26 protein-coding genes are annotated in these 24404 nt (G+C 68.4%); 11 read left to right on the top strand and 15 right to left on the bottom strand.

The window, feature by feature from the left end:
• Window positions 1-15: 15 nt before the first annotated feature.
• From ON29_RS17415 to ON29_RS17405, 3 genes are all read right to left on the bottom strand, one after another.
• Window positions 16-1758, bottom strand: a complete 1743-nt coding sequence (locus ON29_RS17415) for an FAD-dependent oxidoreductase (RefSeq protein WP_040867511.1) — start codon at window positions 1756-1758, stop codon at window positions 16-18.
• Window positions 1759-1808: 50 nt separating this feature from the next.
• Window positions 1809-3266 (bottom strand): flavin-containing monooxygenase, encoded by a 1458-nt coding sequence (locus ON29_RS17410; protein WP_040867510.1) that lies wholly within the window; start codon window positions 3264-3266, stop codon window positions 1809-1811.
• 250 nt (window positions 3267-3516) lie between these two features.
• Complete coding sequence (locus ON29_RS17405; RefSeq protein ID WP_040867509.1) at window positions 3517-3873, bottom strand: hypothetical protein; 357 nt, start codon at window positions 3871-3873, stop codon at window positions 3517-3519.
• Window positions 3874-4204: 331 nt separating this feature from the next.
• Here ON29_RS17405 and ON29_RS17400 point away from each other — a divergent pair, with 331 nt between their 5' ends.
• Window positions 4205-4594 (top strand): RICIN domain-containing protein, encoded by a 390-nt coding sequence (locus tag ON29_RS17400; protein ID WP_157172816.1) that lies wholly within the window; start codon window positions 4205-4207, stop codon window positions 4592-4594.
• A 29-nt stretch (window positions 4595-4623) separates the two neighbouring features.
• On the opposite strand, the gene ON29_RS17395 is transcribed toward ON29_RS17400, so the two are convergent.
• Window positions 4624-5508 carry an SGNH/GDSL hydrolase family protein gene (locus ON29_RS17395; RefSeq protein ID WP_083863672.1) on the bottom strand — a complete coding sequence of 295 codons (885 nt, stop codon included), beginning with the start codon at window positions 5506-5508 and terminating at the stop codon, window positions 4624-4626.
• Window positions 5505-5921 carry a nuclear transport factor 2 family protein gene (locus ON29_RS17390; protein ID WP_040867507.1) on the bottom strand — a complete coding sequence of 139 codons (417 nt, stop codon included), beginning with the start codon at window positions 5919-5921 and terminating at the stop codon, window positions 5505-5507. The genes ON29_RS17395 and ON29_RS17390 overlap by 4 nt, the downstream gene beginning before the upstream one ends.
• 122 nt (window positions 5922-6043) lie before the next feature.
• Between ON29_RS17390 and ON29_RS17385 the strand changes: the two genes are divergently transcribed.
• Window positions 6044-6607, top strand: coding sequence for a PadR family transcriptional regulator (locus ON29_RS17385; RefSeq protein WP_040867506.1), 564 nt, complete (start codon window positions 6044-6046; stop codon window positions 6605-6607).
• Window positions 6608-6639: 32 nt separating this feature from the next.
• Here ON29_RS17385 and ON29_RS17380 read toward each other — a convergent pair whose 3' ends face one another.
• From ON29_RS17380 to ON29_RS17355, 7 genes are all read right to left on the bottom strand, one after another.
• Window positions 6640-7617 carry an NAD-dependent epimerase/dehydratase family protein gene (locus ON29_RS17380; protein ID WP_040867505.1) on the bottom strand — a complete coding sequence of 326 codons (978 nt, stop codon included), beginning with the start codon at window positions 7615-7617 and terminating at the stop codon, window positions 6640-6642.
• A 39-nt stretch (window positions 7618-7656) separates the two neighbouring features.
• Window positions 7657-7803 carry a hypothetical protein gene (locus ON29_RS35925; protein WP_157172815.1) on the bottom strand — a complete coding sequence of 49 codons (147 nt, stop codon included), beginning with the start codon at window positions 7801-7803 and terminating at the stop codon, window positions 7657-7659.
• A 94-nt stretch (window positions 7804-7897) separates the two neighbouring features.
• Window positions 7898-9280, bottom strand: coding sequence for an ABC1 kinase family protein (locus ON29_RS17375; protein ID WP_040867536.1), 1383 nt, complete (start codon window positions 9278-9280; stop codon window positions 7898-7900).
• A 95-nt stretch (window positions 9281-9375) separates the two neighbouring features.
• Window positions 9376-10641 (bottom strand): PucR family transcriptional regulator, encoded by a 1266-nt coding sequence (locus ON29_RS17370; protein ID WP_051175317.1) that lies wholly within the window; start codon window positions 10639-10641, stop codon window positions 9376-9378.
• 363 nt (window positions 10642-11004) lie between these two features.
• Window positions 11005-11634 (bottom strand): TetR/AcrR family transcriptional regulator, encoded by a 630-nt coding sequence (locus ON29_RS17365; protein WP_040867532.1) that lies wholly within the window; start codon window positions 11632-11634, stop codon window positions 11005-11007.
• Between the two features lie 185 nt (window positions 11635-11819).
• Complete coding sequence (locus ON29_RS17360; RefSeq protein ID WP_040867504.1) at window positions 11820-12197, bottom strand: VOC family protein; 378 nt, start codon at window positions 12195-12197, stop codon at window positions 11820-11822.
• A gap of 265 nt (window positions 12198-12462) precedes the next feature.
• On the bottom strand, window positions 12463-13293 hold the full coding sequence (locus ON29_RS17355; protein WP_040867502.1) for an LLM class F420-dependent oxidoreductase: 831 nt from the start codon (window positions 13291-13293) through the stop codon (window positions 12463-12465).
• 329 nt (window positions 13294-13622) lie between these two features.
• Between ON29_RS17355 and def the strand changes: the two genes are divergently transcribed.
• Genes def through ON29_RS17340 form a run of 3 tightly spaced genes read left to right on the top strand, consistent with a single transcriptional unit; the run spans window position 13623 to window position 16761 of the window.
• Window positions 13623-14189, top strand: coding sequence for a peptide deformylase (def, locus tag ON29_RS17350; protein WP_040867501.1), 567 nt, complete (start codon window positions 13623-13625; stop codon window positions 14187-14189).
• The gene (fmt, locus tag ON29_RS17345; protein ID WP_040867500.1) at window positions 14189-15112 is read left to right on the top strand and encodes a methionyl-tRNA formyltransferase; all 924 of its coding nucleotides are present in this window, start codon (window positions 14189-14191) and stop codon (window positions 15110-15112) included. Before def ends, fmt begins: the two co-directional genes overlap by 1 nt.
• The gene (locus ON29_RS17340; protein ID WP_083863669.1) at window positions 15109-16761 is read left to right on the top strand and encodes an RsmB/NOP family class I SAM-dependent RNA methyltransferase; all 1653 of its coding nucleotides are present in this window, start codon (window positions 15109-15111) and stop codon (window positions 16759-16761) included. Before fmt ends, ON29_RS17340 begins: the two co-directional genes overlap by 4 nt.
• Before the next feature lie 120 nt (window positions 16762-16881).
• On the opposite strand, the gene ON29_RS17335 is transcribed toward ON29_RS17340, so the two are convergent.
• Window positions 16882-17754 carry an RNA polymerase sigma factor SigF gene (locus tag ON29_RS17335; protein ID WP_051175316.1) on the bottom strand — a complete coding sequence of 291 codons (873 nt, stop codon included), beginning with the start codon at window positions 17752-17754 and terminating at the stop codon, window positions 16882-16884.
• Window positions 17754-18176 (bottom strand): ATP-binding protein, encoded by a 423-nt coding sequence (locus tag ON29_RS17330; protein ID WP_040867498.1) that lies wholly within the window; start codon window positions 18174-18176, stop codon window positions 17754-17756. The genes ON29_RS17335 and ON29_RS17330 overlap by 1 nt, the downstream gene beginning before the upstream one ends.
• A gap of 96 nt (window positions 18177-18272) precedes the next feature.
• Here ON29_RS17330 and rpe point away from each other — a divergent pair, with 96 nt between their 5' ends.
• On the top strand, window positions 18273-18929 hold the full coding sequence (gene rpe / locus ON29_RS17325) for a ribulose-phosphate 3-epimerase (RefSeq protein ID WP_040867497.1): 657 nt from the start codon (window positions 18273-18275) through the stop codon (window positions 18927-18929).
• 6 nt (window positions 18930-18935) lie between these two features.
• Here the strand turns inward: rpe and ON29_RS17320 are convergent, their stop codons facing one another.
• The gene (locus tag ON29_RS17320; RefSeq protein WP_245548992.1) at window positions 18936-19331 is read right to left on the bottom strand and encodes a hypothetical protein; all 396 of its coding nucleotides are present in this window, start codon (window positions 19329-19331) and stop codon (window positions 18936-18938) included.
• A 638-nt stretch (window positions 19332-19969) separates the two neighbouring features.
• On the opposite strand from ON29_RS17320, the gene ON29_RS17315 reads away from it, so the two are divergent.
• From ON29_RS17315 to ON29_RS17295, 5 genes are all read left to right on the top strand, one after another.
• Window positions 19970-20593 carry a riboflavin synthase gene (locus ON29_RS17315; protein WP_040867495.1) on the top strand — a complete coding sequence of 208 codons (624 nt, stop codon included), beginning with the start codon at window positions 19970-19972 and terminating at the stop codon, window positions 20591-20593.
• A 949-nt stretch (window positions 20594-21542) separates the two neighbouring features.
• The gene (locus tag ON29_RS17310; protein WP_040867494.1) at window positions 21543-22787 is read left to right on the top strand and encodes a bifunctional 3,4-dihydroxy-2-butanone-4-phosphate synthase/GTP cyclohydrolase II; all 1245 of its coding nucleotides are present in this window, start codon (window positions 21543-21545) and stop codon (window positions 22785-22787) included.
• Window positions 22788-22817: 30 nt separating this feature from the next.
• Complete coding sequence (gene ribH / locus ON29_RS17305; protein ID WP_040867493.1) at window positions 22818-23297, top strand: 6,7-dimethyl-8-ribityllumazine synthase; 480 nt, start codon at window positions 22818-22820, stop codon at window positions 23295-23297.
• A 2-nt stretch (window positions 23298-23299) separates the two neighbouring features.
• A complete protein-coding gene (locus ON29_RS17300) occupies window positions 23300-23800 on the top strand; it encodes a PH domain-containing protein (RefSeq protein ID WP_051175315.1) in 501 nt (166 codons plus the stop codon).
• A gap of 56 nt (window positions 23801-23856) precedes the next feature.
• Entirely contained in the window at window positions 23857-24396 is a 540-nt protein-coding gene (locus ON29_RS17295) for a GNAT family N-acetyltransferase (protein WP_040867492.1), read from the top strand.
• Window positions 24397-24404: the final 8 nt, after the last annotated feature.

Genomic DNA, 24404 nt, shown 5'->3' with positions numbered 1-24404 from the left:
AAACGATTCCGGTGCTCAGCCGCGTTGGTCGCCCGCCGGTTCGGACCGGGCGATCGGCCCTTTGATCTCGACTATCGGCAGCCGTAGCGCGGCAGGCGCATCGGCCGGGACCACCGGATTGCGCGGCGGCACCGGGGCGATGCGCCGGTAGGGCGCACCGAGCTGCGGACGGGCATCCGGCTCACCCTTGTTCGGCCACAGGGCGGCGGCCCGTTCGGCCTGCGCGGTGATGGTGAGCGAAGGGTTCACACCGAGGTTGGCCGAGATGGTCGAGCCATCGATGACGTGCAGCCCCGGATATCCGTGCATCCGATGGTACGGATCCACGACGCCGGTTTCGGGGGAGTCGCCGATGACGCAGCCGCCGATGAAATGCCCGGTCATCGGGATGTCGAACAGGGCGCTCCAGCCGGCGCCCGCGATGCCGTCGATCTTGTCGGCGACCCGGTGGGCCACCTCGTGCCCGGCCGGAAGCCAGGTCGGATTCGGTTCGCCCACACCCTGTTCGGTGGTCATCCTGCGACCGAACAGACCGCGTTTGGTGTACGTGGTGATGGAGTTGTCCACCGATTGCATCACCAGCAGCCCGATCATCTGTTCCGACCAGCCGCGCGGGTTCTGCAGGTGCAGAGCGTCGCGGCCGAGCTTGCGCATCGTCCGCGCCCACAGGCGCAGCTTCGGGGTGTGCCCGTCCGGGTCGATCATGGCGGTGCCGATGAGGCCGATGGCGTTGCTGCCCTTGCCGTAGCGCACCGGCTCGATGTGGGTGTCGTCGTCCGGGTGGATCGAAGAGGTGATCGCCACCCCTTTGGTGAAGTCGGAGTCCTTGCGGCGGCTGCGCACCGAGAGGAGTTCCTCGGAATTGGTGCGCGAGAGCTCGCCCAGTCGCGGGGAGATGTCCGGCAGCGAACCGCGGTCGCGCAGCCGGTGCAGCAGTTTCTGCGTGCCGAGGGCGGCTGCGGCGAAGACGACTTGCTCGGCGGTGAACTTGCGGCGCGCCTTACGGACCCACCGTCCGGTGCGGACAGTGGCGATCTCGTAGCCGCCGCCGGGCAGCGGACGCACATCGGTCACCGTGGTGAGCGCGTGTACCGTCGCCCCGGCCTGCTCGGCGAGATAGAGGTAGTTCTTGACCAAGGTGTTCTTGGCGTTGTGACGGCAGCCGGTCATGCATTCGCCGCAGTGCGTGCAGGTGCTGCGCGCGGGGCCGACGCCGCCGAAGTACGGGTCGGGCACATCCTGACCGGGCCGTACGCCGTTGCCGCCGAACAGGACGCCGACCGGCGTGCTGCGGTAGGTGGAGCCGACGCCCATCTCCTCGGCGATCTCGGCCAGCACGCGGTCCGACGGCGTTGTCGCCGGGTTGGCCGTGACGCCCAGCATTCGCTTGGCCTGGTCGTAGTGCGGAGCGAGCTCGTCCTTCCAGTCGGTGATGTGCGCCCACTGGCGGTCCTGATAGAACTTGTCCGGCGGCTCGTAGAGCGTGTTCGCGTAGACCAGCGAGCCACCGCCGACCCCCGCGCCCGCCATGATGAAGGTGTCCCTCAGCAGCGTCAGCCGCTGGATGCCGAAGCAACCCAGTCCCGGGGCCCACAGGTACTTCTTCGCGTCCCACGAGGTTTCGGCGAACTCGTCGTCGGCGAAGCGCCTTCCCGCCTCGAGCACGCCGACCCGGTAGCCCTTCTCGGTCAGTCGCAGTGCGGTCACGCTGCCGCCGAACCCGGAACCGACGACCACCACGTCGTAGTCGAACGTCATCTGATCTCCACCAGTTGTCGAAGTTGTTGCCGCGGAAGAGGCGGGCCGGGTCAAGCGACTCTCCTCGTTTCGAAGTCCGCGGCGTCGAGCTTGCGAGTGCGCCACCGGTAGCTGGTGACGGTGCCCGGCCAGTTGTTGGTGATCCGCCCGGCCGCGTTTCGGTACCAGCTCGAGCAGAAGTTCCACGGCGTGCGGTCGAGACGCTGTTGCAGCAGGCGATCGAAGCGGGCCTCGACTTCGGGACGCACCTCGAGCACGTGGCCGGGGCGTTCGGCGACACGCTGGACGGCCTGGCGGATGTAGCGGGCCTGCGATTCGATCATGTAGACGATCGAGCCGACACCGAGGTTGGTGTTCGGGCCGTAGATCAGGAACAAGTTCGGATAGCCGGGCATCGTGATGCCCTGATACGCCCGAGCGCCCTGCGACCACTCGTCGGCCAGCTTGCGCCCACCCCGGCCCGAGATGCGCATGGGCCAGAGGAATTCGGTGCCCTTGAACCCGGTGCCGTAGACGACGGCGTCCACCTCGTGCAGCGCACCGTCGGCGGTGCGCACGCCCTCCGGGGTGATCTCGGTGATCGCGGTGGTCTCCACCGTCACGTTGGGCCGGGTGAGCGCGGGCAGGTAGTCGTTGGAGAACAGCGCCCGCTTGCAGCCGGCCGGATAATCCGGGGTCAGCCGTGCCCGCAGACCCGGGTCCGCCACCTGACGCCGCAGATGCCGCAGGCCGATCCGCGTCACCAGCTTGCGGATGACCGGCACGTCGACGATGCCCAGGGAGAGGAACTCGCAGAACAGCCAGAACGCGAATCGCTCGGTGAGGCGGGTGACCGGCAGCAGCCGGAAGGCGCGGTGATGCCACGCTTTGTACTCGACGTCCGGCTTCGGCATGATCCACGCCGCCGAGCGCTGGAACAGCGTCAGATGCGCTACCGAGGGCGCGATCGCGGGCACGAACTGCACCGCGCTGGCGCCCGTGCCGATCACCGCCACCCGCTTGCCGGTCAGGTCGGCCTCGTGATCCCATTCGGCGGAATGGAAGGCCGTGCCCCGGAAGCTCTCCACACCGGGAATGTTCGGCAGCGCGGGCCGCGAGAGCTGCCCGACCGCCGAGATCAGCACGTCGCAGGTCAACTGGTCGCCGTCGGCGGTGCGCACGGTCCACCGGCCGGTGGCGTCGTCGAACTCGGCCTCGGTGACCTCGCTGCGGAAGCGGATCTTGGGCAGCAGGTCGTGATCGCGGGCGATGCCGCGCAGATAGCCCAGGATGTCGGGTTGCTGGGAGAATCGCTTCGGCCAGTCGATGCGCGGCGCGTAGGAATAGGAATACAGCGGCGAGGGGATGTCGCAGCCCGCGCCCGGGTAGGTGTTCTCTCGCCAGACGCCGCCGACGTCCTCGGCCCGCTCCAAGATCGTGAAATCGTGCAGGCCCGCACGCTGCAGTTCCATCGCCATGCCGAGCCCGCCGAATCCGGTGCCGATGATGACGATCGAAGGTGTGCTCATGGCGACAACGCTATGACCTCGGCAAAGACCTGTGCCAAACACCTGAGGTCAGAAAATCAACACTTTCGGCCACATCGTCGGCTATCCCACTCCTGGGCAGGACCACCGCTGGTAGGCCGGCGGCGCCTCGTCCATGGCACGTCAGCGCGGACAAACTCGAGCTCGCGCGATCCGTCGGCGCGCCCACGAGGCGGTGGCCTCCGACGAGCGGGCCGCCGACCGGGTCCGGCGGTACCTCCGTGGCCGTCACCTACAGGAAGGAACTCACGTTGTTCACTTGGTTCGATTGCGTGTAGCCGCTCTGCACGTACTCGCAGCTGAACCCGCCGGAACTGTCCCAGGTGATGGGTGTCGACTCGGTGCCGACGTTCGTTATCCAGAGGATGTAGATCTCGTGCCCGGCCTCGTATTCCGAGCTGGTCTGGCCGGGAGCGAGAATGAACAGCGATTTGGGCTTGTCCCATTCTTGCCGGTAGATCGAGACATGCATATCCGTGTCGTTGTAGAGCTTGTACCAGCCGGACGAGCTTCGCTCGGCGGGCGTCCCCTCGGTCAGCGATGACAGAGGTACGGTCTTTCGCTTGGCGTCCATGCCGGTTCCGGTCATCGGTCGTCTCCCTTCGGATCGTGCACACGGAGTCCGAGAAATCGGCGCGAACGTCGGTGGTTGGCAGTGTTTCTCGCGCCGCTTCGCAGCATATGAATACGCAACGGGGGCTTCCCTCACCTTTTTCGGATGAAATAGCGCGCGATTCCGGATCGAACGGCGGGAGACGACGGCGATCAGGTCACGGCTGATGGAATTCGCTCCGGCGTGGCGCCGATTCTGCTGTACTTGGCCCCGGCGATTCGCCTCGGACGACGACTACGAGATCAGCGCAGCGTCACCGGCGGTGTCGAGCTCGGTAGCGGTGCGCTCACACAGTGAGGACGAGACCATGGCTGAGAAGATTGCCACCACATATCAAATCATCAACTATGAAACCGGCCAAGCACTCGCGGTCGACGGCAGCGCGGACAGTGTGACCATGCGACAGCGTGCCGCCGACGACGAGGCCCAACTGTGGACGTGCCCGGCCAATCCCGAAGAGGGCGACTTCGACATCGTCAACAAGAAAACCGGCGGGCACCTCGCGGCGAATCGTGCGAATGGGCGGTTGCTGTGCGCCGACGAGCATTGTGGCTGGGATATGCCCGAGTTCCCCGAGATATCCCCGATCGCCACCAGTGACGACGGATTCGTCATCGGCGTAATCCAGAACAATCAACCACAGTTGCTGGTCAATCGAGAAAGCGAACGGGAGAAGTGGATATTCAGAAAAGTATGACCGGCGCGGTTTCGCCGCGCCGATCGCGGCTATTCCGTCGAGTTCCGGTGCTCGCGAACCGGGCGTAGCCGGGGGCGTTTGGCGGTGCGGCCGTCCCCGGAGGACCGTCCGGTGACCCGGCGTCGCAGCCATGGGCCGAGAAAGGTTGTCGCCCAGCGCAGTTCGTACGCGGCCGCGGAGACCGGGCCTCGTGCCACCAGTGGTGGCCGCACGGGCCTGGTCCAGCCGTCGTCGGCGCCGGGCAGCCGCAGCGCGTGCGCCAGAGCGTCGGCTATGCGCTGATGCCCGAGCGGACTGGCGTGCAGCCGATCGGGGCTCCAGAGGCGGGGATCGGTGACCACCGCGTGCCGTGCCGTTTCGGCGACGACGACGCCGTGGCTCGCGGCGGAGTCGCGGATGCGCAGGTTGAGCGCGGTGACTCGGGTGCTGAACGGCCGGGCGAGGGGGGTGATGCGCGCGATGTCGGGGAAGGTCACCGTGGCCACGACCGCGCCCTGCGCGGTGAGCGCGGCGAACATGGCGTCCAGGTGGCCTGCGACCTCGTCGGCGTCGAATCCCGGTCGCAGGACGTCGTTGACCCCGGCGATGACGGTGGCGAGGTCCGGTCGCAGCGCGAGTGCGGCATCGAGTTGTTCGGTGTGGACCTGCCGGGCGAGTTTGCCGCGCACCGCGAGATTGGCGTAGTGCAAATCGGGATTGTCCTGGGCGAGCCGTTCGGCGAGGCGGTCGGCCAAGCCGCGCACTCCGATCCGGTCGTCGCCGTCGCCGATGCCTTCGGTCTGGCTGTCGCCGAGAGCGACATACCGCGAGTAACCGCCGCGGGTCGCAGGTGTGCGAGTGCCGGCACGCTGCAACGCCGTGGTGGCCGGCTCGGCACTGCCCGCGCCGGCCACCACGGCGTCGTAGTCGCTCATGCTCCGCTCGCCTCACCCTCGAGCTGCGCGGTGGCTTCGGCCTTGATGCGTTCGAACTGTTCGCCCATCCGCGCGGCCAGGGCCTGCGCGGCCGAGAGCGGGCGCACCATGACGGTGAAGTCGTCGATCTTGCCGTCCTCGTCGAAATGCAGGAAGTCACAGCCGGTCAGCTGCTTGCCGTCGACGGTGGCCTCGAAGACGAACGCGTGATCGCGGCCGTCGGCATCGGCGATCTCGCGCACGTAGCGGAAGTCTTCGAAGACCCGGATCACCGCGCGCAGGATCGCGGCGGTGATGGCCTTGCCCGGATAGGGCTTGAACGCCACCGGACTGGTGAACACGACGTCGTCGGCCAGGAGTGCCTCGATGGCGGCCTCGTCGCGGGCCTCCACGGCTGCCCGGAAGGGATGCATGTGCACCTCGCATACTCAAGAAGTTGAATAGGTGAACTGAACAGTAGTTGCGGCTCATGAGGTATGTCCAGGGATTGAAGGACAACTAATTGAATATTCGCATCCAGTGCTAGCCTGGGTGGATGGCGCTACGTAACGCGGTGTTGGCCGCCCTGTTGGAAGGCGAGGCGTCCGGCTACGACCTGGCCAAGGGGTTCGACGCTTCGGTGGCGAACTTCTGGATGGCCACGCCCCAGCAGCTGTACAAGGAACTGGAACGCATGGCGGCCGACGGTCTCATCGAGACCCGGATCGTTCACCAGGAGCGCCGCCCCAACAAGCGCCTGCACTCCATCACCCCCGCCGGACGGGCGGCGCTGCACGAGTTCGTCGCCGAGCCCGCCAAACCCACCGCCATCCGCGACGAGATGATGGTGAAGGTCCAGGGCATGGACGTCGAGGACGCCGCGGCGGTGCGCGCCACGGTGGCCGAGCGCCTGAATTGGTCGAAGGCGAAACTGGCGCGATACGAACGGCTGCGCACCCGGCTGCTGAACGGCCGCAGCGAACATGCCTATCTCGCCGAGGCCGAACGAGTCGGCCCGTATCTCACCCTGCTGCGTGGCATCTCCTTCGAACAAGAGAACGTCCGCTGGGCGGAGTTCGCCCTGTCGGTGATCGACCGGCGGATGGCCGCGCACCCGTAGCGATCCGCGAGGATGTCCGGACCCGGCGCGGCTCAGCGGGCGGCGGCGAGTGCCGCGAGGGTCTCCGCGGAGGTATGCGCGGGCTCCCAACCGAGCTGCCGCTTCGCGCGGCTGGTGTCCATGACCACGGGAGTGCGGACGATGTGCAGCCATTCGAGCGTGGCGGGCATGAACGGGAGACGGGCGAGGGCGGCGGACGCGGCGGTGGCCGCGACCGCGGGAACGCGCACCGGCCGGCCGCCCAGCGCGGCGACCACCTCGGACAGGGTGAGGGTGCCATCGCCCGCGATGTTGTAGGCGCCGGGTGGCGCCTGCGCGGTGGCGGCCAGCGCGATGGCGGCGGCCACGTCGTCGTGGTGGACGAGTTGCAGTGGGTGGCCCGGGTCGGGAATCACCGGTTTGAACAGCGGGTTCGAGCGGGCCAGAGTGCGCAGCGGGCCGGGAAGTTTCTCCCATGGCAGGTCGTGCAGAGCCGGCGCTTTCGGGCCGGCCACGATGCACGGCCGCAGCACGAACACCTCCAGACCGGAACCGGCGGTGATCTCGGCGAGCGCCGCCTCGCACGCGGCCTTCTGCTCGGAGTAGTAGTGCTCGGGCGAGCCCTCGGGCGGCACGTCTTCGGTGATGGGGGAGGGATTGCGCGGGTGGTAGCCGTAGGCGGCGACCGAGGATGTGTAGACCAGGCGGCGGACCCGCTCGGCGGCCACCGTCGCCTCGAAGACATTGCGGGTGCCCGCGAGATTCACCCGCGCGCTCTCCTCCCGCGAGCCCATGATCACGAACGCCAGATGGATCACCACGTCGGCATCCGCGACCAAGGCATCCACCGCGGCTCGGTCGAGGATGTCGCCGCGCCGGTACTCGGTCTTGGCCCAGCCGTGTGCGGCGGGGTCGAACGGCCTGCGGGCCATTCCGAGGATCCGGTCGACCGCGGGGTCGTGTTCGAGTGCGGAGACGGCGGAGATGCCGATCTCGCCGGTCGGCCCGGTGACGGCGACAGTGATACCCATGCGGCCGGAATTCCCCGGCCGCCGTGGGTGAAACCGTGCTCAGTCGGGCGGTTCGACGGTGCCCGCCTCTTCGTTCACGTCCTCGTTCTCGGGTGTTTCGCGGGTCTCGAGGTCCAGGTCGTCAGGGTGGGAAGTGTCGGTCTGGTCGCCCAGTTCGGGTGCGTTCTTGTTTCCGGGTTCGGTCACGCCCGTGGGCTACCCATCGGCGTGGACTTCACGCGGAGTGCGCGCGCATATCCGTTGGGTGCCGTACGAGGCGCGGGTCCGGTGCCGTGGGGGGTCACGCTCGGTGTTCCCGGTCGCGTTGCCACTGCTCGATCGCCCGGCCGATGTCGGTGGTGGCGGGCTCGTGGTAGAGCCACTCCCGCGCGAGTCGATGCCAGTTGTTGGTGACGTGGAGCTGACCGAGCGCGGCGAAGGTGAACAGGTCCGCGCGGCGGGAGAAGACGTGCTCGGCCGGGAGTGATTGGTGGCGCATACCTTTGAACTCGGCGGCTCGCGGGTCGATGGCGAGGATGACCGCGCCGGTGGCGACCTCGGGTGTGATGGTGATCGGTTCGTCGAGCAGATGCCATCCCGCGGCGGCCCATACATAATCCAGGCATTCCTGTGTGGTGACTCCCGCGTCCGGGTCGATGATGCCGCGTCCGACCCAGGCGTCGTACAGGTCTCGTGCGCGGTGTTCACTGGCGGCCCGCAGACACGTGCGCTCGAAGTCCACGTGCACGGGGTCCATGTGGTCGTAGAGCCCGAAATCGACGAACGCCAGCCGGCCGTCGGCGGCGAGCAGGATGTTGCCCGGATGCGGGTCGCCGCAGAACTCGTTGTCGCTGAACAGCGCACTGATGTAGAAGCGGTAGATCAACTCGCCGAGGCGATCGCGATCGGCGGCGGGCAATGATCGAATCCGCTGGAAATCACCGCCCTCGACGTACTCGGAGACGAGAACGCTTCGCGTGCAGTGCTCTTCGATGCTGTCGGGGACGGTGATGAAGGGGTGGTCGCGGTAGCGCAGCGCCACCCGGTGCTGGGTCCGGGCTTCGCGGGGGTAGTCGAGTTCGTTGCCGATGTTGCGGGCGATCTCGTCCAGCACGGCGGTGTCGGCCGCACTCGGCAGGACGGTTTTCCACAGCTTGCTGAGCACTTCCAGATTGCGCAGGTCCGCGTGGATCGCCGCGTCCACCCCCGGGTATTGCACCTTGACCGCCACGGTGCGTCCGTCGTGTAACCGGGCCCGATACACCTGCCCGATCGACGCCGCGGCGATCGGTGTCTCGTCGAAGTCGGCGAACACGCGCGCCAATGGCCCGAGATCGTCCTCGATCACCTGCTTCATCGCGGCGAACGGCACGACCGGCGCGCGATCCCGCAGTTCGGCGAGCTTGGTGCGAAACAGTTCACGGTGCGATTCGGGCACGAGGTCGACCTCGAGAACCGACAGCATCTGCCCCAGCTTCATCGCCGCGCCCTTCATGGCACCGAGCACCGTGACGAGTTGCTGCGCCGTCTGCAGCGTCGAGCGCTCGGCGAGAACCCGCCGGGCTTCCTCGGTTCTGCCGATCATCGACAGCCGGGTCCCGACCCCGCGTACCGCCTGGCCTGCGGCCAGGCCGCCGAGGCGGCCACTTCTCGCCAGGCGACCTTTGGGTACCCGTCCGGCCACCGCACGCACCTCCATGAGCATTCGTGCCGCCGATGCCGCACGTCCGTATTCTTCGCAGCCCGACCGCCGCTTGTCGACCGGTGTCGGGTGCTTCTTCAGGCCGGGCGGCGGGTGCCGGCCGGTACCTCGCTCGGAAGGTCGCTGACGGCAGAGGCGATGAGCGCCGACCGCAGATACCACAGGCCTCTGCCGTCGGCGGGGTCGAAGCCGGTGAGCTGCGCGATGCGCCGCAGCCGGTAATCGACGGTGTTCGGATGAACATGCAGTCGCCGCGCGGTGCGCAAGCGGTGCATGCCCGTGTCGAGGTGAGTCCGCAGGGTTTCCAACAGCTCCGGATGGCCCATCAGCGGGGCGAGGTGTGTGCGGAGCTGGTCTCGACCGACTCCGGGGCGGGTCAGTTGATAGTGCAGCGCCAGCTCGGGGAACCTGTACAGCCCTGGTCCACGTTCCAGTTGTTGCACCGTGTCCAGCAGTTCGTGCGCTTGGACAGCCGCCGCGGAGACCTCGTCGGGACCGGCGGACACGACGCCGGCGGTGACCGGCACCTGCGCGGCGCCGGAAAGTGTCGCGACGACCTTGTCGAGGTCTATGTCGTCGCCGGGATCTCCGGGCCGGGTACAGGGAATGAGGATGGTTCCCCCGTCGACCGACAGCAGCGACAGTGCTCGGTCATCGAACAGGCCCGCGAGGGCGGCCTGGAGGCGGCGGAGTTTGCGCCGCGCGACGACCTGGCTGTCGAGCCCGGGGCGGGTTTCGTCGGGATGCGCGGGCACGGCGAGGGCGAGCACGAAATATTGGTCGGCGAGGGGTATTCCGCATTCGCGGGCCATCGCGGATGTCGCGTGCCCGCCCAGCAACGCCGAGGTCAGAGTGTGCACCGCGGTGTGGTGTTCGGCGGCGATGGCCTTGTATTCGCGGACGTAGGCTTTGCTGACCGTCGACGTCAGCAGATTCAACAGCTCCACTACGGTCGCGGTGCCGGTGGCGATATCGACGCGATGCGTGGATTCGCGGTCGCCGAACAGCAATCCGAGCCCGAACTTGAACCCCACGTGAACCGCGTGCAGGACGGCGTCGACCGGGATCCCCTCGCGCGCCCATCCCGCTGCCGCGACCTGCAAACAGTCGATGCGGTCCGGCACCGCCTGCCCGTCCAATCGCTGGATGGCCCATCGCATGCACGCACGGACCACCTCGGCGACGTCGGCGCCGACCGCACCACCCGGCAGCGTGCGGCAGGGCGCCGCCGTATCCGCGACGTGTGCGACCACTTCGCGCGCGAGTCGGTGCACATCGTGCAGCGGCCGGATGACCGGTTGTCCTTCCGGATCGACCGCAGGGGGAGCGATGTCTTCGATCATCACGTGTGACCTCCTCGCCACCGCGCATCCGCGGCCACGTCCAAGCTCGAACCGCCCGGGGAAGCAACCGTGCGGCGCCTCGGCATCACCGGTTGTTCACCCTGTCCTCAACGGTAATCCGAGTCCTAGATCAGCTACTACTCCGCTTTCGGCCGGTCGGCCGGATACCACGAAAACAGCTGTTAACCAGGAGGAATAGCGACCGGGGCCGTAGCCTGGGGGAGTGTGCCGGAGCCAGAACCTGGTGACCCGCTCACTTTCCTCGCCCCGCACGTGGACAGTCGTCCGATCGGTAGGCGGCCACGCGCAGCACAGGTGCGACGGCAGACGGAATCGTCACCGTGCCGAAGGACGCCGCGTCGATCAGACGGCGGCGGCCTCGGCTTCGGCTTCCATCCACGCGCCGATCATCCGCCCGGTCATGTCGATTGCCTCCGCGCGGGCCCGGCTGTCCACATCCAGAGCCGACGCGCGCAGGACGGCCGCGAATCCGGTGTTGATCATGACGAAGGTCATCACGTCGTACTCGTGATCGTCTCCCGGGCCGAGGATCTGGATCAACATCACCTTGACCAGCAGACGCAGTCGTGGCTCGAATTCCGGAATACCACTGCTGTAGAACTGCACTCCGCCGACCAGCGCGCGAACCAATTGCGCGTTCGCGACCAGTTCCGCGGTGATCACTTGCAGGACATCGCTGACGACCTGCGGGATCGATTTCTCCGACAGATTGAACACCTGCTGCGTGAAGCGCCGCTCGATGGTCTCGAGCAGCCGCTCGAGCAACTCCTCGACCAGGACGGCGCGATCGGCGAAGTAGCGGTAGACCGTCCCGATGCTGACACCGGCCTCCACCGCGATCCGGTTGGTCGAGGTGTTGGCGATACCGCGCTCGCCGAACAGCCGCGCGGCCGTATCGAGGATGTGCTCCCTGGTCGCCTTCGCACGCTCCTGCGTCGGACGACGGCGCTGACCGACAGCCTTCGACGGCATCACGCCCTCCTGCTGATCATGGAAAATGAGCAACGCTCATGTTACTGAGCGTCAGCGCCGCCGTCGGCATAACGACGAGGTGGATTCCCGACCTCCGCGATGCCGCGCGGAAACCGATGGAGCCCCGTCGCGACCCCGGCCGGGCGAAGCGCAAAGCGCAGGGTCGCAACGATATCGGCGGCAGGTCACAGATATGGCCGGGTGATCATCTCGATCCCGTGCCCGGCGGGGTCGCGGAAGTAGACCCCGCGTCCGCCGTGTTCGGTGTTGGTGGTACCCGGCCGCTGGAAGAACGGGTCGGCCGCGTGTTCGATACCCCGATCACGCAGCTTTCCGTAGGCCCGCTCGAACAGCTCGTCGTCGACGAGGAAGGCGTAGTGCTGCATCTGGATGTCCTCGACCGGTGGTTCGGCGAACTGCAGCAGCACCCCGTCCTCGCAGAGCAGGTTGGTGAACACTCCCCACGAAGGGGCTTCGGCGAACTCGAAGAGATCGCGGAAGAAGGCCGCGGACTCGTGGCGATCCTTGGCCGCGATGATGGTGTGGTTGAAGCGTGCGGGCATGATTTCTCCTGTCGTGATCGATCTGTGAAGCGTGTGATCATCACGACGGAGGTGGGGCCCGCGCAGCGGCGCGAGGTCCTCGATCGAATGGCTGGTTCGGGCCGCTGCAGGCCCGAACGGCGCTCAGAAGAGCACCGGGTAACCAATCCGTGTGTGGCGCAAGGCCGTCCCGGTAGTCATCGCCACACAGCGTAGCCCATCGGGCGAAGCCGGCCAAGCCTCCCCGACTCGGGGGTGCTTACCGTACGACGGTTCTGCATCTGATTCATTCGGCCGCCGTCAGCAGTGGCGCGAGCCGGCGCAGCGAACCGAGGTAGTCCTCGCCCAGAGCTTGCAGCGCGACGTGGTCGGCGCCCGCCTTCAGGTGCTCGACCACCTGCCTGGCGACCTCGACGGGTGTGCCGTGCACCGTGAGCACATCGATGAGACGGTCGCTGCCCGGCTTGGTCACGTCCTCCTCGGAGAAGCCGAGACGCCGCAGGTTCGAGACGTAGTTGCGCAGGCCGAGATACACATCGACCATCTGCCTGCCGACCTCGCGTGCCCGCTGGGGGTCGTCGTCGAGCACGAATTTCTGCTCCGCGACCAGCAGAGCGGGGCCGAGGATCTGGCGTGCCCGCGCGGTGTGTTCCGGCGGGACCAGATACGGCAGCGCACCCGCGGTGCGCGTGCGCGACAGTTCGAGCACCTTGGGCCCGAGCGCGGCCAGCGCTATCCGGTTCTTCGGCACCCCGGCCGCGTCGAGTTCGTCGAGGTAATCCACCAGCGCGTCGTACGGTTTCTGGTACGGCTTGTTGGCTTCTGGGTGGCCCGCGCCGATACCGAGCAGGAAACGACCGGGGAAGCGCTGTTCGATCCGGTGGAATGATTCGGCGACGGCGTTCGCCGGGGCGGTCCAGATGTTCACGATGCTGGTGGCGACGATCAGCGTCTGCGTCGCCTCGAGCAACGATTCGACCACCGGCAGGTCAGCGGGCGGTGACCCGCCGAGCCACAACGCGCTGTAGCCGAGCTTCTCCAGTTCGGCGGCATCCTCGGGAGTGAACCCCTGGTAGCCGCGCCATACTCCGAACCGTCCGAGACCGTCGATCGCCATGAATATCCCAACCTTCCTGTGAGCTCGTCTGTTCCGGATGCCGTTCTCGATTCGAAGGCCGACCCGACCCGATTCGCGGACCTCGACCGGGGCCTCGATCTGCTCCCGGGTTCCTCGGGGTGACATCGTGTTGTGAACCTGCGGGTGAGAAGCAGGCCAGGTGTCACCGGCAGGCCGCTGACCAGGACATTTCCGGGCGGCCGGGCGGAGGGATCGACACCCCGCCCGGACCGCATAGGAGTTCTACCAGCTTCCGGCCGGGGAATCGGGGATTTCCGGTGTCTCACTAGAATGGGGCGACCGTATTCGTCCGCTTCCGGGAGCCAGCCGTGACCATCCAGCCCGTTCGCCTGTTCGGCGATCCCATTCTGCGTGCCCGCGCCGCGGAGGTCACCGCGTTCGACCGCGATCTGCGGCAGCTGGTCACCGACCTGACCGAGACCATGCACGACGACGGCGGGGTCGGGATGGCCGCGCCGCAGATCGGGGTCGGGCTGCGCGTGTTCGTCTACGACACCGGCGACGCTTCGGGACATCTGGTGAACCCGCAGTGGGAGGTCGTCGGAGACGAAGAGCAGGTCGGGCCGGAAGGCTGCCTGTCGATCCCCGGCGTGCGCTACGACACGCGCCGGGCCTTGCGTGTGCGAGCGTCCGGTGTGGACGTCGACGGCGCGCCTGTCGCTTTCGAGGCGGAAGGCCTGCTCGCGCGGTGCGTGCAGCATGAGACCGATCATCTCGACGGGGTGCTGTTCATCGACCGTCTCGACCCGGCCCAGCGCAAGGAGGCGATGCGGGTGATCCGCGAATCCGATTGGTTCACAGCGGGATCGACGGTGCGTCCCGCGCGCTCGATGAGCGGCTCGGGCCGGCCCAACCCGTTCGGGGCCGGCCGCTGATGCGCGTCGTCTTCGCGGGCACCCCGGAACCGGCGGTTCCGTCGCTGCGGCGTCTGCTGGAATCAGCGCGTCACGAGGTGATCGCCGTGGTGACGCGGCCGGACGCGATCGCAGGGCGCGGCCGGAAGGTGACCAGGTCGCCGGTCGGTCAGCTGGCCGACCGGCACGGCATCCCGGTGCTCACTCCCCGTCGTCCTTCGGAGCCGGAATTCCTGGCGCAGCTCACCGACTTGGCGCCGGACTGCTGTCCCGTCGTCGCCTACGGCGCGCTGCTGCCCGAGCCGGTGCTCGACATCCCGCGCTTCGGCTGGATCAATCTGCATTTCTCGCTGCTGCCCGCCTGGCGGGGCGCGGCGCCGGTGCAGGCGGCGATCGACGCGGGCGACGAGATCACCGGCGCCTCCACCTTCCAGATCGAGGCCGGATTGGACACCGGGCCGGTCTTCGGCATGGTGACCGAGAAGATCGCCGTCACCGATACCGCGGGCGCCCTGCTGCAGCGATTGGCCGACAGCGGCGCCCGCCTGCTGGAAGCGACGCTCGACGGAGTGGAGGACGGGACCTTGCAGCCCGTCCCGCAGTCCACCGACGGCGTCTCGTACGCGCCCAAGGTCGGTGTCGAGGCCGGGCATGTGCGCTGGGACCAACCCGCCCTGGCCATCAGCAGGCGGATTCGCGCGGTAACCCCGGCTCCCGGCGCCTGGACCGAGGTGGGCGGCACACGGCTGAAGCTGGGACCGGTCGAACTGGTCGAGGAGGAATTGCCGGAACGCGTCATCGAGGTGCGCAAGTCCGGCGTGTTCGTCGGCACCGCCACCACCGCGGTGCGGCTGGATCAGGTGCAGCCGCAGGGCAAGCGCATGATGGCCGCGCTCGACTGGGCGCGCGGCGCCCGCCTGCAGCCCGGCGCGGTGGTCGAATGACGCCGCGCGGCAATCGGCCCGGTGACGACAACGCCCGCGACCGGCGGCGCGACGACCGGGAGTCCGCGCCGAACCGTTCCGGCGAGGCCGGTCGGCCTCGTGCGCAGGGTGGCCCGCGGCAGGACCGCACCGGCGCGGGACGGTCACGAGCGGCCGATCCGCGGGCAGGCAGCGGGCCGGCCGAAGCGCGCGGTCGCGACGAACGGCGGGGTGGCGCGGGACAACGCGCGGCGACGGGCCGGTCGGATCGTTCCACCGCCGGGCGTCCGTCCTCGGGGTCCAAAGCCGCCGCGGGCAGGCGACCGCATCGTAAAGAGCCCACCGATCCGCCACGGACGGCCGCGAGGGATGTGCTGCGAGCGGTCCGGGAGCGCGACGCCTACGCCAACCTCGTTCTGCCCCCGCTGCTGCGGGACCTGGGGTTGTCGGGCCGGGACGCGGCGTTGGCGACCGAACTCGCCTACGGCGCGTGCCGGTCGCTGGGTCTGCTCGACGCGGTGATCGCCGAGGGGGCGGGCCGGCCGATCGAGGAGATCGACGGACCGCTGCTCGACGTGCTCCGGCTCGGCGTCTACCAGCTGCTGCGCACCAGGATCGGTGCGCACGCCGCGGTGGACACCTCGGTGGCATTGGCGCGCTCCGAATTCGGCGCGGGCAAGGCCGGATTCGTCAACGCCGTGCTCCGGCGGGCGGGGGAGAAGACCCCCGAACAGTGGGTGGAGGCGCTCGCGCCCGCCGATCCGGTCGGCCGGCTGGCGTTCGAGTACGCGCACCCGGCCTGGATCGCGCAGGCGTTCGCCGACGCGCTGGGAGCGCGAGCGGGGGAGTTGCGCGAGGTGCTCGCCGCCGACGACGCTCGGCCGCTGGTGCATCTGGTGGCCCGCCCTGGCGACATCACCGCGGAGGAACTCGCGCTGGTGACCGGCGGCGAGGAGGGCCGCTGGTCGCCGTACGCGGTCTACCTGGAGGGCGGCGACCCGGGCAAGCTCGAGCCGGTGCGCGAGGGCATGGCGGCCGTACAGGACGAAGGCAGCCAGCTGGTGGCGCTGGCGCTGACCAGGGCCGAACTCGACGGACCGGACACCGGTCGCTGGCTGGACCTGTGTGCCGGACCGGGCGGCAAGGCCGCGCTGCTCGGCGCGATCGCCGCGATCGACGGCTTCCGGGTGGACGCGGTCGAGCCCGCCGCGCACCGTGCCGAACTGGTGCGCAAGGCCGTGCGCGACCTGCCGGTGGACATCCACGTCGCCGACGGCCGCGCCAGCGGACTGACCCCGGGCTATGACCGCATCCTGGTGGACGCCCCGTGCACCGGGCTCGGCGCGCTGCGCCGCAGGCCGGAGGCGCGCTGGCGGCGCACCCCCGCGGACGTCCGCGAACTGGTCGTCCTACAGCGCGAATTACTCTCCGCCGCATGGGATTTGCTGCGCCCCGGTGGTGTCGTGGTGTACTCGACCTGCTCGCCGCATCTGCCGGAGACGGTGTCGATCGTCGCCGACGCGGTGCGCCGCCTCGGCGCCGAGCAACTCGACACCCGCGAGCTGCTGCCCGGCGTGACCGATGTCGGGGACGGACCGGGGGCGCAGCTGTGGCCACACCGGCACGGCACCGACGCGATGTTCCTGGCCGCGCTGCGCAAGCCGCGCTGAGCGGCATGCCATTCGTCCGCGCCGGACGCGCGGAACCGGCCGCGCACTCGGACCATGACGATGACCCGGCAGCAGGTGGTGGCCATGGCTGCCGAACTTCCGGAGGTGGAGGAGGCTATCTCATTCCCGGCTGGACTGTTCCCGCAGACGGGCAAGGGTTTTCGCCAGGATGCGCGACACGTGCATCTGGGAGATGCCCATCTGCTGCGCGATCTGGGTCTGGGTCATCGATTCGAAGAACCGCATCGTCAGGATGCGCCGTTCCCGCTCGGGCAGCCCGGCCAGCAGCGGCCGGATCGCGACGTACTCCTCGACCCGGTCGAACTGGGACTCCTCCTCGCCGAGGGTGTCCAGCAGCGAGGCGTCGGTGTCACGGCCGAGGGTGGCCGCGTCGATCGAGCTCGGCTGGTAGGCGTTGCCCGCGATGACCGCCTGGGTCACCTCGTCCGGATCGACGTCCAGCTCCGCGGCGATCTCCTTCGCCGTGGGGGAGCGGCCGAGGGTCTGGGAGAGACTGTCGATCGCGGCGCCGATGCGTAGGTGAGTCTCCTTGACCCGTCTCGGCACTCGCATCGCCCAGGTGTTGTCGCGGAAATACCGGCGGACCTCGCCCATGATGGTCGGCACCGCGAAAGACAGGAAATTCGAGCCGCGCTCCACGTCGAAACGATCCACCGCGTGCACCAAGCCGACCCGCGCCACCTGGGTCAGATCATCGAACGGCTCACCGCGCCCGCTGAACTTGCGGGCGATGTGGTCGGCGAGCGGAATGCAACGGCTGATCAGCTCCGCGCGGAGCGCGGCGTGCCGCGCCGTCCCGTTCTCGCTGGCCGCGAGCTGCTCGAAGAGCAATCCGACGTCGTCGTAGCCGGGGACCGTTCCCGCCGCTTCCAGGGTTTCCTCGGCGTCGACGGCATCCTCGGCGTCCTCGGTGGTCAGCGTGTCTGCGTCCTCGTCGCGCTGTGCATCGAACACGGTTTCTTCGTCCGCCACTACGCCTTCCCCCGGACCCGACGGAACTCGACCGTTGTCGGATATCCGGAGATCGCCGCGTCGTACGAATCCTGGGTCGCGTCCACCGCGTCGGTGAGGGTGCGAAGTACATGCCAGCCGAAGCTGCGCTGGTCGGGCAGTCCCGGCTTCTCCGCGATGCCCTCGACCCGGACGAGCAACTCGGTGTCACCGACGGTGAACCGGCAGTTCAAGCTCGTTTCCGGGGCGGCGACCGCGATCAGCGTCGAGCAGACCTCGTCGACGGCCAGCCGGATGTCGGCGACCTCGTCCAGCGTGAATTCGCTGAGTAGGACGAGGGTTTCGGCGAGCCCACGCACGATGGGCAGTTGTGTCACCGACGCCGCCACCCGAATCTCCACCGGGGTGCTGTAGAGCCCCTGTTCCGCCGAAATATTGATCACCCTATGCAGGCTACCCACTCCCGCGCTGGGCAACCCCGGCGACCGTTAGACTCAGGCGTTGTGTCCAACCCGACTTACCCGCGTCCGGCCGTTCCGATGATCGCCCCGTCCATTCTGTCCGCCGACTTCGCGCATCTCGCGGATGAAGCGGAGGCCGTCGCAGGCGCCGACTGGCTGCACGTGGATGTGATGGACGCGCACTTCGTGCCGAATCTCACGCTCGGCCTTCCGGTGGTGGAGAGCCTGCTGAAGGCGACCGAGATCCCGCTGGACTGCCATCTGATGATCGATGATCCGGGCCGCTGGGCGCCGCCGTACGCCGAGGCGGGCGCGCACAACGTGACCTTCCACGCGGAGGCGACCGACGATCCGATCGCGGTGGCGCGCGACATCCGCGCCGCGGGCGCCAAGGCGGGGCTCTCGGTGAAGCCCGGCACGCCGATCGAGCCGTACCTGGAGATCCTGCGCGATTTCGACACCCTGCTGGTGATGAGCGTGGAACCGGGCTTCGGCGGGCAGTCGTTCATCCCGGAGGTGTTGCAGAAGGCGCGCATCGTGCGGAACCTGGTCGACTCCGGTGAGCTGCGGCTGCTGGTGGAGATCGATGGCGGCATCAACGCCGACACCATCGAGGCGGCCGCGGAGGCGGGAGTGGACTGCTTCGTCGCCGGTTCCGCGGTGTACAGCACCGCCGATCCCGGGGCCACCGTGCAGAAGTTGCGCGATCAGGCTGCCTCGGCGTGGGCGCGCTGATCGGATCTATCCGGTGCGGGTCCGCCGTGCGGCGACCGCGCGGATCGTCTCGATCATCGCGCTGATCGACGGGCGGCGCGGCCCGGCCTCGGGCGACCGGATCCACACGCGGTAGCCGGTGCGCTCGTCTTCCGGTGAGGGCAGCACAACCTGGCTGCCCGCGCAGGCCACCGCCGCGTACAGGCGGAACAGTTCGGCCGAGACCGCCGGGCTGATCGCGTCGGGCCCGGCGGGGCCGGTGAGGAAGGTCCAGTGCCTGGCCCGCGGATGGTCGACGACCGGGCCCGCGATTCCGTCCTGGACGAGTTGTCGCAGTACCCGCTCGCCGAGTTCGGCGGGCATGGTGACGGCACCGTAGTCCACGCCGATGTGCAGGAGAATGCGATGCGAACCGGGATCCATCGATGCCGGCAGCTGGAATTCGCGCCGATACCGTGAGCAGCGAACTTCCGGCGTCGAATCGAGAAATGTGGTCACACCGCGCCCCCGGCTGTGTCCGACCCAATTTGTTCCACTGTGTTCTCCGGCTTTCTCGAGGAGTGGACATCGTGCGACAGGCTTCCCGGTCGTCCGCCGTATGACCTGGTAGAACACCCCATCGAGCTACTTGGGCGGAATGGTTGAACGCGAGAAGTCGGCCGCGTAACGATATCGCCTCCGCACTCGTCGGAGCGCGGAATCTGCGTTATAAGCGTGTTTCTTTCGGGTATCGAGTAAGAATCGGCAAACTCACCGGGGGTAAATAAATACGTGCGGTATGCCGGTAGGCGCCGAATAATCATCGGATCCCGTGCCCCGCGGTGTTTCGCGGCCTATGTGGACATATTTCGTTCCATATTCGATGAGACCGGCCGGTTCCGCGCGCCTCGGCCCGCCCGCCGGTCTGCTTACGGTGCGATCGCCGGTGCGCCGTTCCGCTCCTGAGCGCCGCTGTCTGCGGCCGCCCCGGCGTCATTAGGCTGAGTGGGCGCGGGAATATCGGCCGGGCCCCGCGCGGTTCCGCAACCGGAAGACAACGACGCGACAGGGAGTCAGGGCACATGTTCACAGGCATCGTCGAGGAACTCGGCGAGATCGTCGCCAGCGAGCAGCTGACCGACGCCGCGCGGCTGACGATCAAGGGCAAGCTGGTGACCTCCGATGCCGGGCACGGTGATTCGATCGCCGTGAACGGGGTGTGCCTGACCGTCGTGGAGGTGATCGGCGGCGACTCGTTCACCGTCGACGTCATGGCCGAGACACTCAACCGCTCGAGCATCGGCAAACTGGACGTCGGTGCCAAGGTGAATCTCGAGCGCGCCGCGGCGTTGAACAGCAGGCTCGGTGGGCATCTGGTCCAAGGCCATGTCGACGGCACCGGCACCGTGCTCTCGCGCACTCCCTCGGAGAACTGGGACGTGGTGCGGATCTCGCTGCCCGAGAACATCGCCCGCTACGTCGTGCAGAAGGGTTCGATCACCGTCGACGGCATCTCGCTCACCGTCTCCGGACTCGGCGTCTCCGACGACCCCGCCGAAACCGGCAGCCGGGACTGGTTCGAGGTCTCCCTCATCCCCACCACCCTCTCGCTGACCAACCTGGGCTTCGCCACCGTCGGCACCACCGTCAACTTGGAGGTCGACGTGATCGCCAAGTACGTCGAACGCCTCCAGCAGCGCGGCTGACCGTGACCGCCCCGCTCGTCCCCGCCCACGCCGGACGAGGGCGCGCGACGGCGAGCGCGCTCCTCCGGCGTTGCCTGCCGGGAAGCGCCGTGCGCGCGGGAGCGGTGATCACTGTCCGGCGCAGTATGGTCTGCTCCACCCTGGTCACCGCGCGCACCGAGACCGAGCGGGCACGGTCCGCGCCTCAACCCGCATCCGAACGATTCCCACGTCCGCGCCCCGATAGCCTCGAATGGCCCCCAGTTCTCGGTGCGCACGGACACAACGGAGACGCGGATCGGCCCACACTCGAGAAGCCCGAACCCCCACCCCGTAGTAATAGCCTCCGCCGCTCGCCTCCCCCCGAAGCGCCGGAATGCGGCGAACCTGCGGGTTCGGTGAAAGCGACTTCGCGTAACCAAGTGGATCTCACTCCGGTTCCCGCGCGAAGTAAGTCGGCCCAGCTCGCGGTCGAGCAGCCGCCGTGCTTCCTACCCAGTACTGTGAGCCCGCGCCGGTCGCCGACCCACGGAGCGCCACAATGCGCCAGGTGCGCGGGTCAAGTGATTACGGCGTCGAGTGACCAGGCGGATCTCACTCCGGTCCCCGCGCGAAGCAAGTCGGCCCAGCTCGCGGCCGAAGAGCCGCCGTACCGCCTACTCGGTACCGTCGGCCCGCCCCCGTCCTCCGCCCGCGAGGCGCGGGAATGCGGCGAACATGCGGGCCCGGTGATAACGGCATCGAGTAACCGGCTCAACCGCACTCCGGCTTTCGAGCGAAGCGAGACCGAGCATGCGCCGTTCGCGGCCCGGCTCGCGTGTGCGCGACCGCCGCGTCCGCGACGAAGTCGCCAGCGGCGGTCGCGCACACGCGAGCCACAAAGGGGCCGCGAACACGCAGCGCCGCAGGCGCTGCAAATCCAACACAGTACTGTGGTGAGGCACCTATTTCGAGATGGAGCACAACAGACGTGACCAGGTTCGACAGCATCGAGCGCGCAGTCGCCGATATCGCCGCCGGTAAGGCGGTCGTCGTCGTCGACGACGAGGACCGCGAGAACGAGGGCGACCTCATCTTCGCGGCGGAGAAGGCCACCCCGGAGCTGGTCGCCTTCATGATCCGCTACACCTCCGGTTACATCTGTGTGCCGCTCACGGGTGACGATTGCGATCGGCTGGGCCTGCCGCCGATGTACGCGATGAACGAGGACAAGCACGGCACCGCCTACACCGTCTCGGTGGACGCGCGCGAGGGCGTGACGACCGGTATCTCCGGCGCCGACCGCGCCACCACCATGCGGCTGCTGGCCGACGGCGACGCCAAGGCCGACGATTTCACCCGCCCCGGCCACGTGGTGCCGTTGCGCGCCAAGGATGGTGGCGTGCTGCGCAGGCCCGGCCACACCGAGGCGGCCGTGGATCTGGCGCGCATGGCCGGTTTGCGTCCGGCGGGTGTGATCTGCGAGATCGTCAGTCAGAAGGACGAGGGCCACATGGCCCGCACCGAGGAGTTGCGCGTCTTCGCCGACGAGCACGAGCTGGCGCTGATCTCGATCGCCGACATGATCGCGTGGCGGCGCAGGCACGAGAAGCACGTGGTGCGCGTCGCCGAGGCGCGCATCCCCACCGCGCACGGCGAGTTCACGGCCGTCGGCTATCAGAGCATCTACGACGAGGTCGAGCACGTCGCGCTGGTGCGCGGCGATATCAGCGACGGTGAGGACGTCCTGGTTCGGGTGCATTCGGAGTGCCTGACCGGCGACGTGTTCGGGTCGTTGCGCTGCGACTGCGGTCCGCAACTGGATGCCGCGTTGGAGATGGTCGCGGCCGAGGGGCGCGGCGTGGTGCTGTACATGCGCGGTCACGAAGGGCGCGGCATCGGCCTGATGCACAAGTTGCAGGCCTACCAGTTGCAGGATTCCGGCCACGACACGGTCGACGCGAATCTGGAGCTGGGGCTGCCCGCGGACGCGCGCGATTACGGCACCGGCGCGCAGATCCTGGTGGATCTCGGCCTTCGCTCGATGCGATTGCTCACCAACAACCCGGCCAAGCGGGTCGGCTTGGACGGCTATGGCCTGCGGATCACCGATCGGGTGCCGATGCCGTTGCGCGCGAACGCGGAGAACCTGCGCTACCTGCGCACCAAGCGGGACCGGATGGGGCATGACCTGATCGGCCTCGACGAACTCGATCTCGGCGAGACGGCGCACTGAACTGCGAGCAGACCGGAAAGGCGGACATCGATGAGCGGTACCGGGGTACCGACCTTCGCGCTGGCGGACGCCAAGGACCTCTCCTTGGGTATCGTCGCCTCGCGCTGGCACACCCAGATCTGCGACACCCTGGTGGCGAACGCCGAGCGGGTCGCCAAGGAGGCGGGTGTCCAGCAGATCACGGTGGTGCGCTGCGCCGGCGCGATGGAGCTGCCGGTGGTGGCTCAGGAGCTGGCCAGGTCGCACGACGCGGTGGTGGCGCTCGGTGTGGTGATCCGCGGTGACACCCCGCATTTCGAGTACGTCTGTGACGCGGTGACCGCGGGGCTCACCCGGGTGTCGCTGGACGAGGGCACGCCGGTCGCGAACGGGGTTCTCACCACCAACAACGAGCGGCAGGCCCTGGACCGGGCCGGGCTGCCGGAATCCCAAGAGAACAAGGGCGAGCAGGCGGCTGCCGCGGCGCTGGACGCCGCGCTGACCCTGCGCGCCCTGCGACAGTCCGCGTGACGATGCCGGTCGTCCGTATCTTCCGCAGGAACGCGGGCTCGGCTCCGGCGGCCGGCGACGGGGCGGAGTGGGACTTCGAGGTGCGTCCCCGCCGTGCGGTGCGGACGGCCTGGATCGCGGCGGTGCTGATCGCGGCCACTTTCACCGTGGGCGGCGTCTGGCTGCGCAGCGGCCCGACCGGCGTCAACTTCCGGGTGGCCGATCAGATCGCGATGATCGGGATCGGCGTACTCGGCGCCGCCGCGGTACTGCTGTTGACAAGGCCGCGGGTTCGCGTCGGCGCTCGCGGCGTGTCGGTACGAAACATCCTGGGCGACAACGATTTCCCCTGGGACTACATCCGCGGCGTGTCGTTCCCGGACCGGAAGGCCTGGGCGCGCCTGGAATTGGTCGACGACGACTACGTCCCGATGCTGGCGATCCGCTCGAACGACAAGGAGCACGCGGCCAGAGCCATGGCTCGGCTGCGTGAACTCGGCGCGAAGTATTCCGGGAGCAAGTGAGCTGGCGCGGCATTCAGTGCTCGCGCGGGTTCGGAAGCTGGTCTAGCCTCGCCGGTATGGAGCCGGGTGCGTTCGTCCTCGCGGCGGCTTTCGCCGACGATCCGCTGATGACCTATTTCTGGCCGGGGTCGCCGCGGCGGCGCAAAGCCCTTCCGCTGTTCTGGGATTCGCGCATCGCGTCGCGCCGGAAGAACAGCCTGGTCGATCTGGCGCACGACGCGGAGGGCAATCTCGCCTGTGTGGCGCTGTGGGAACCGGCGGACGTGGTGGCGCCGACGGCGAAGCCGGTGACCTTGCTGCGAGCCTTGGGGCCGAGCGCGGCGCGGGCGCTGGCCGCCGGGCGGCGGATGGAGCGCGCTCGCCCGGCCACACCGCATCTGTACCTGGCCGCCATCGGGACGCTGCCCGGCGCGCAGGGCAGGGGATTGGCGAGCGCGTTGCTCGAGCGACGGCTGTCGGCGGCCGGGCAGGACGGCTTCCTCATCTCGAATACCCGCCGCACGGTGCCCTTCTATGAGCGATTCGGTTTCGAGCCGCAGGCCGAGCTGCCGATCGGACGGGGTCCGGTGGTGTATCCGATGATTCGGAGGAAATAACCGCCCTA

It is taken from the genome of Nocardia exalbida NBRC 100660 (assembly GCF_000308575.1).
Lineage (GTDB): Bacteria > Actinomycetota > Actinomycetes > Mycobacteriales > Mycobacteriaceae > Nocardia > Nocardia exalbida.
The sequence above is the reverse complement of the archived record's forward strand: the minus strand, read 5'-3'. Positions and strand labels throughout refer to the sequence as shown.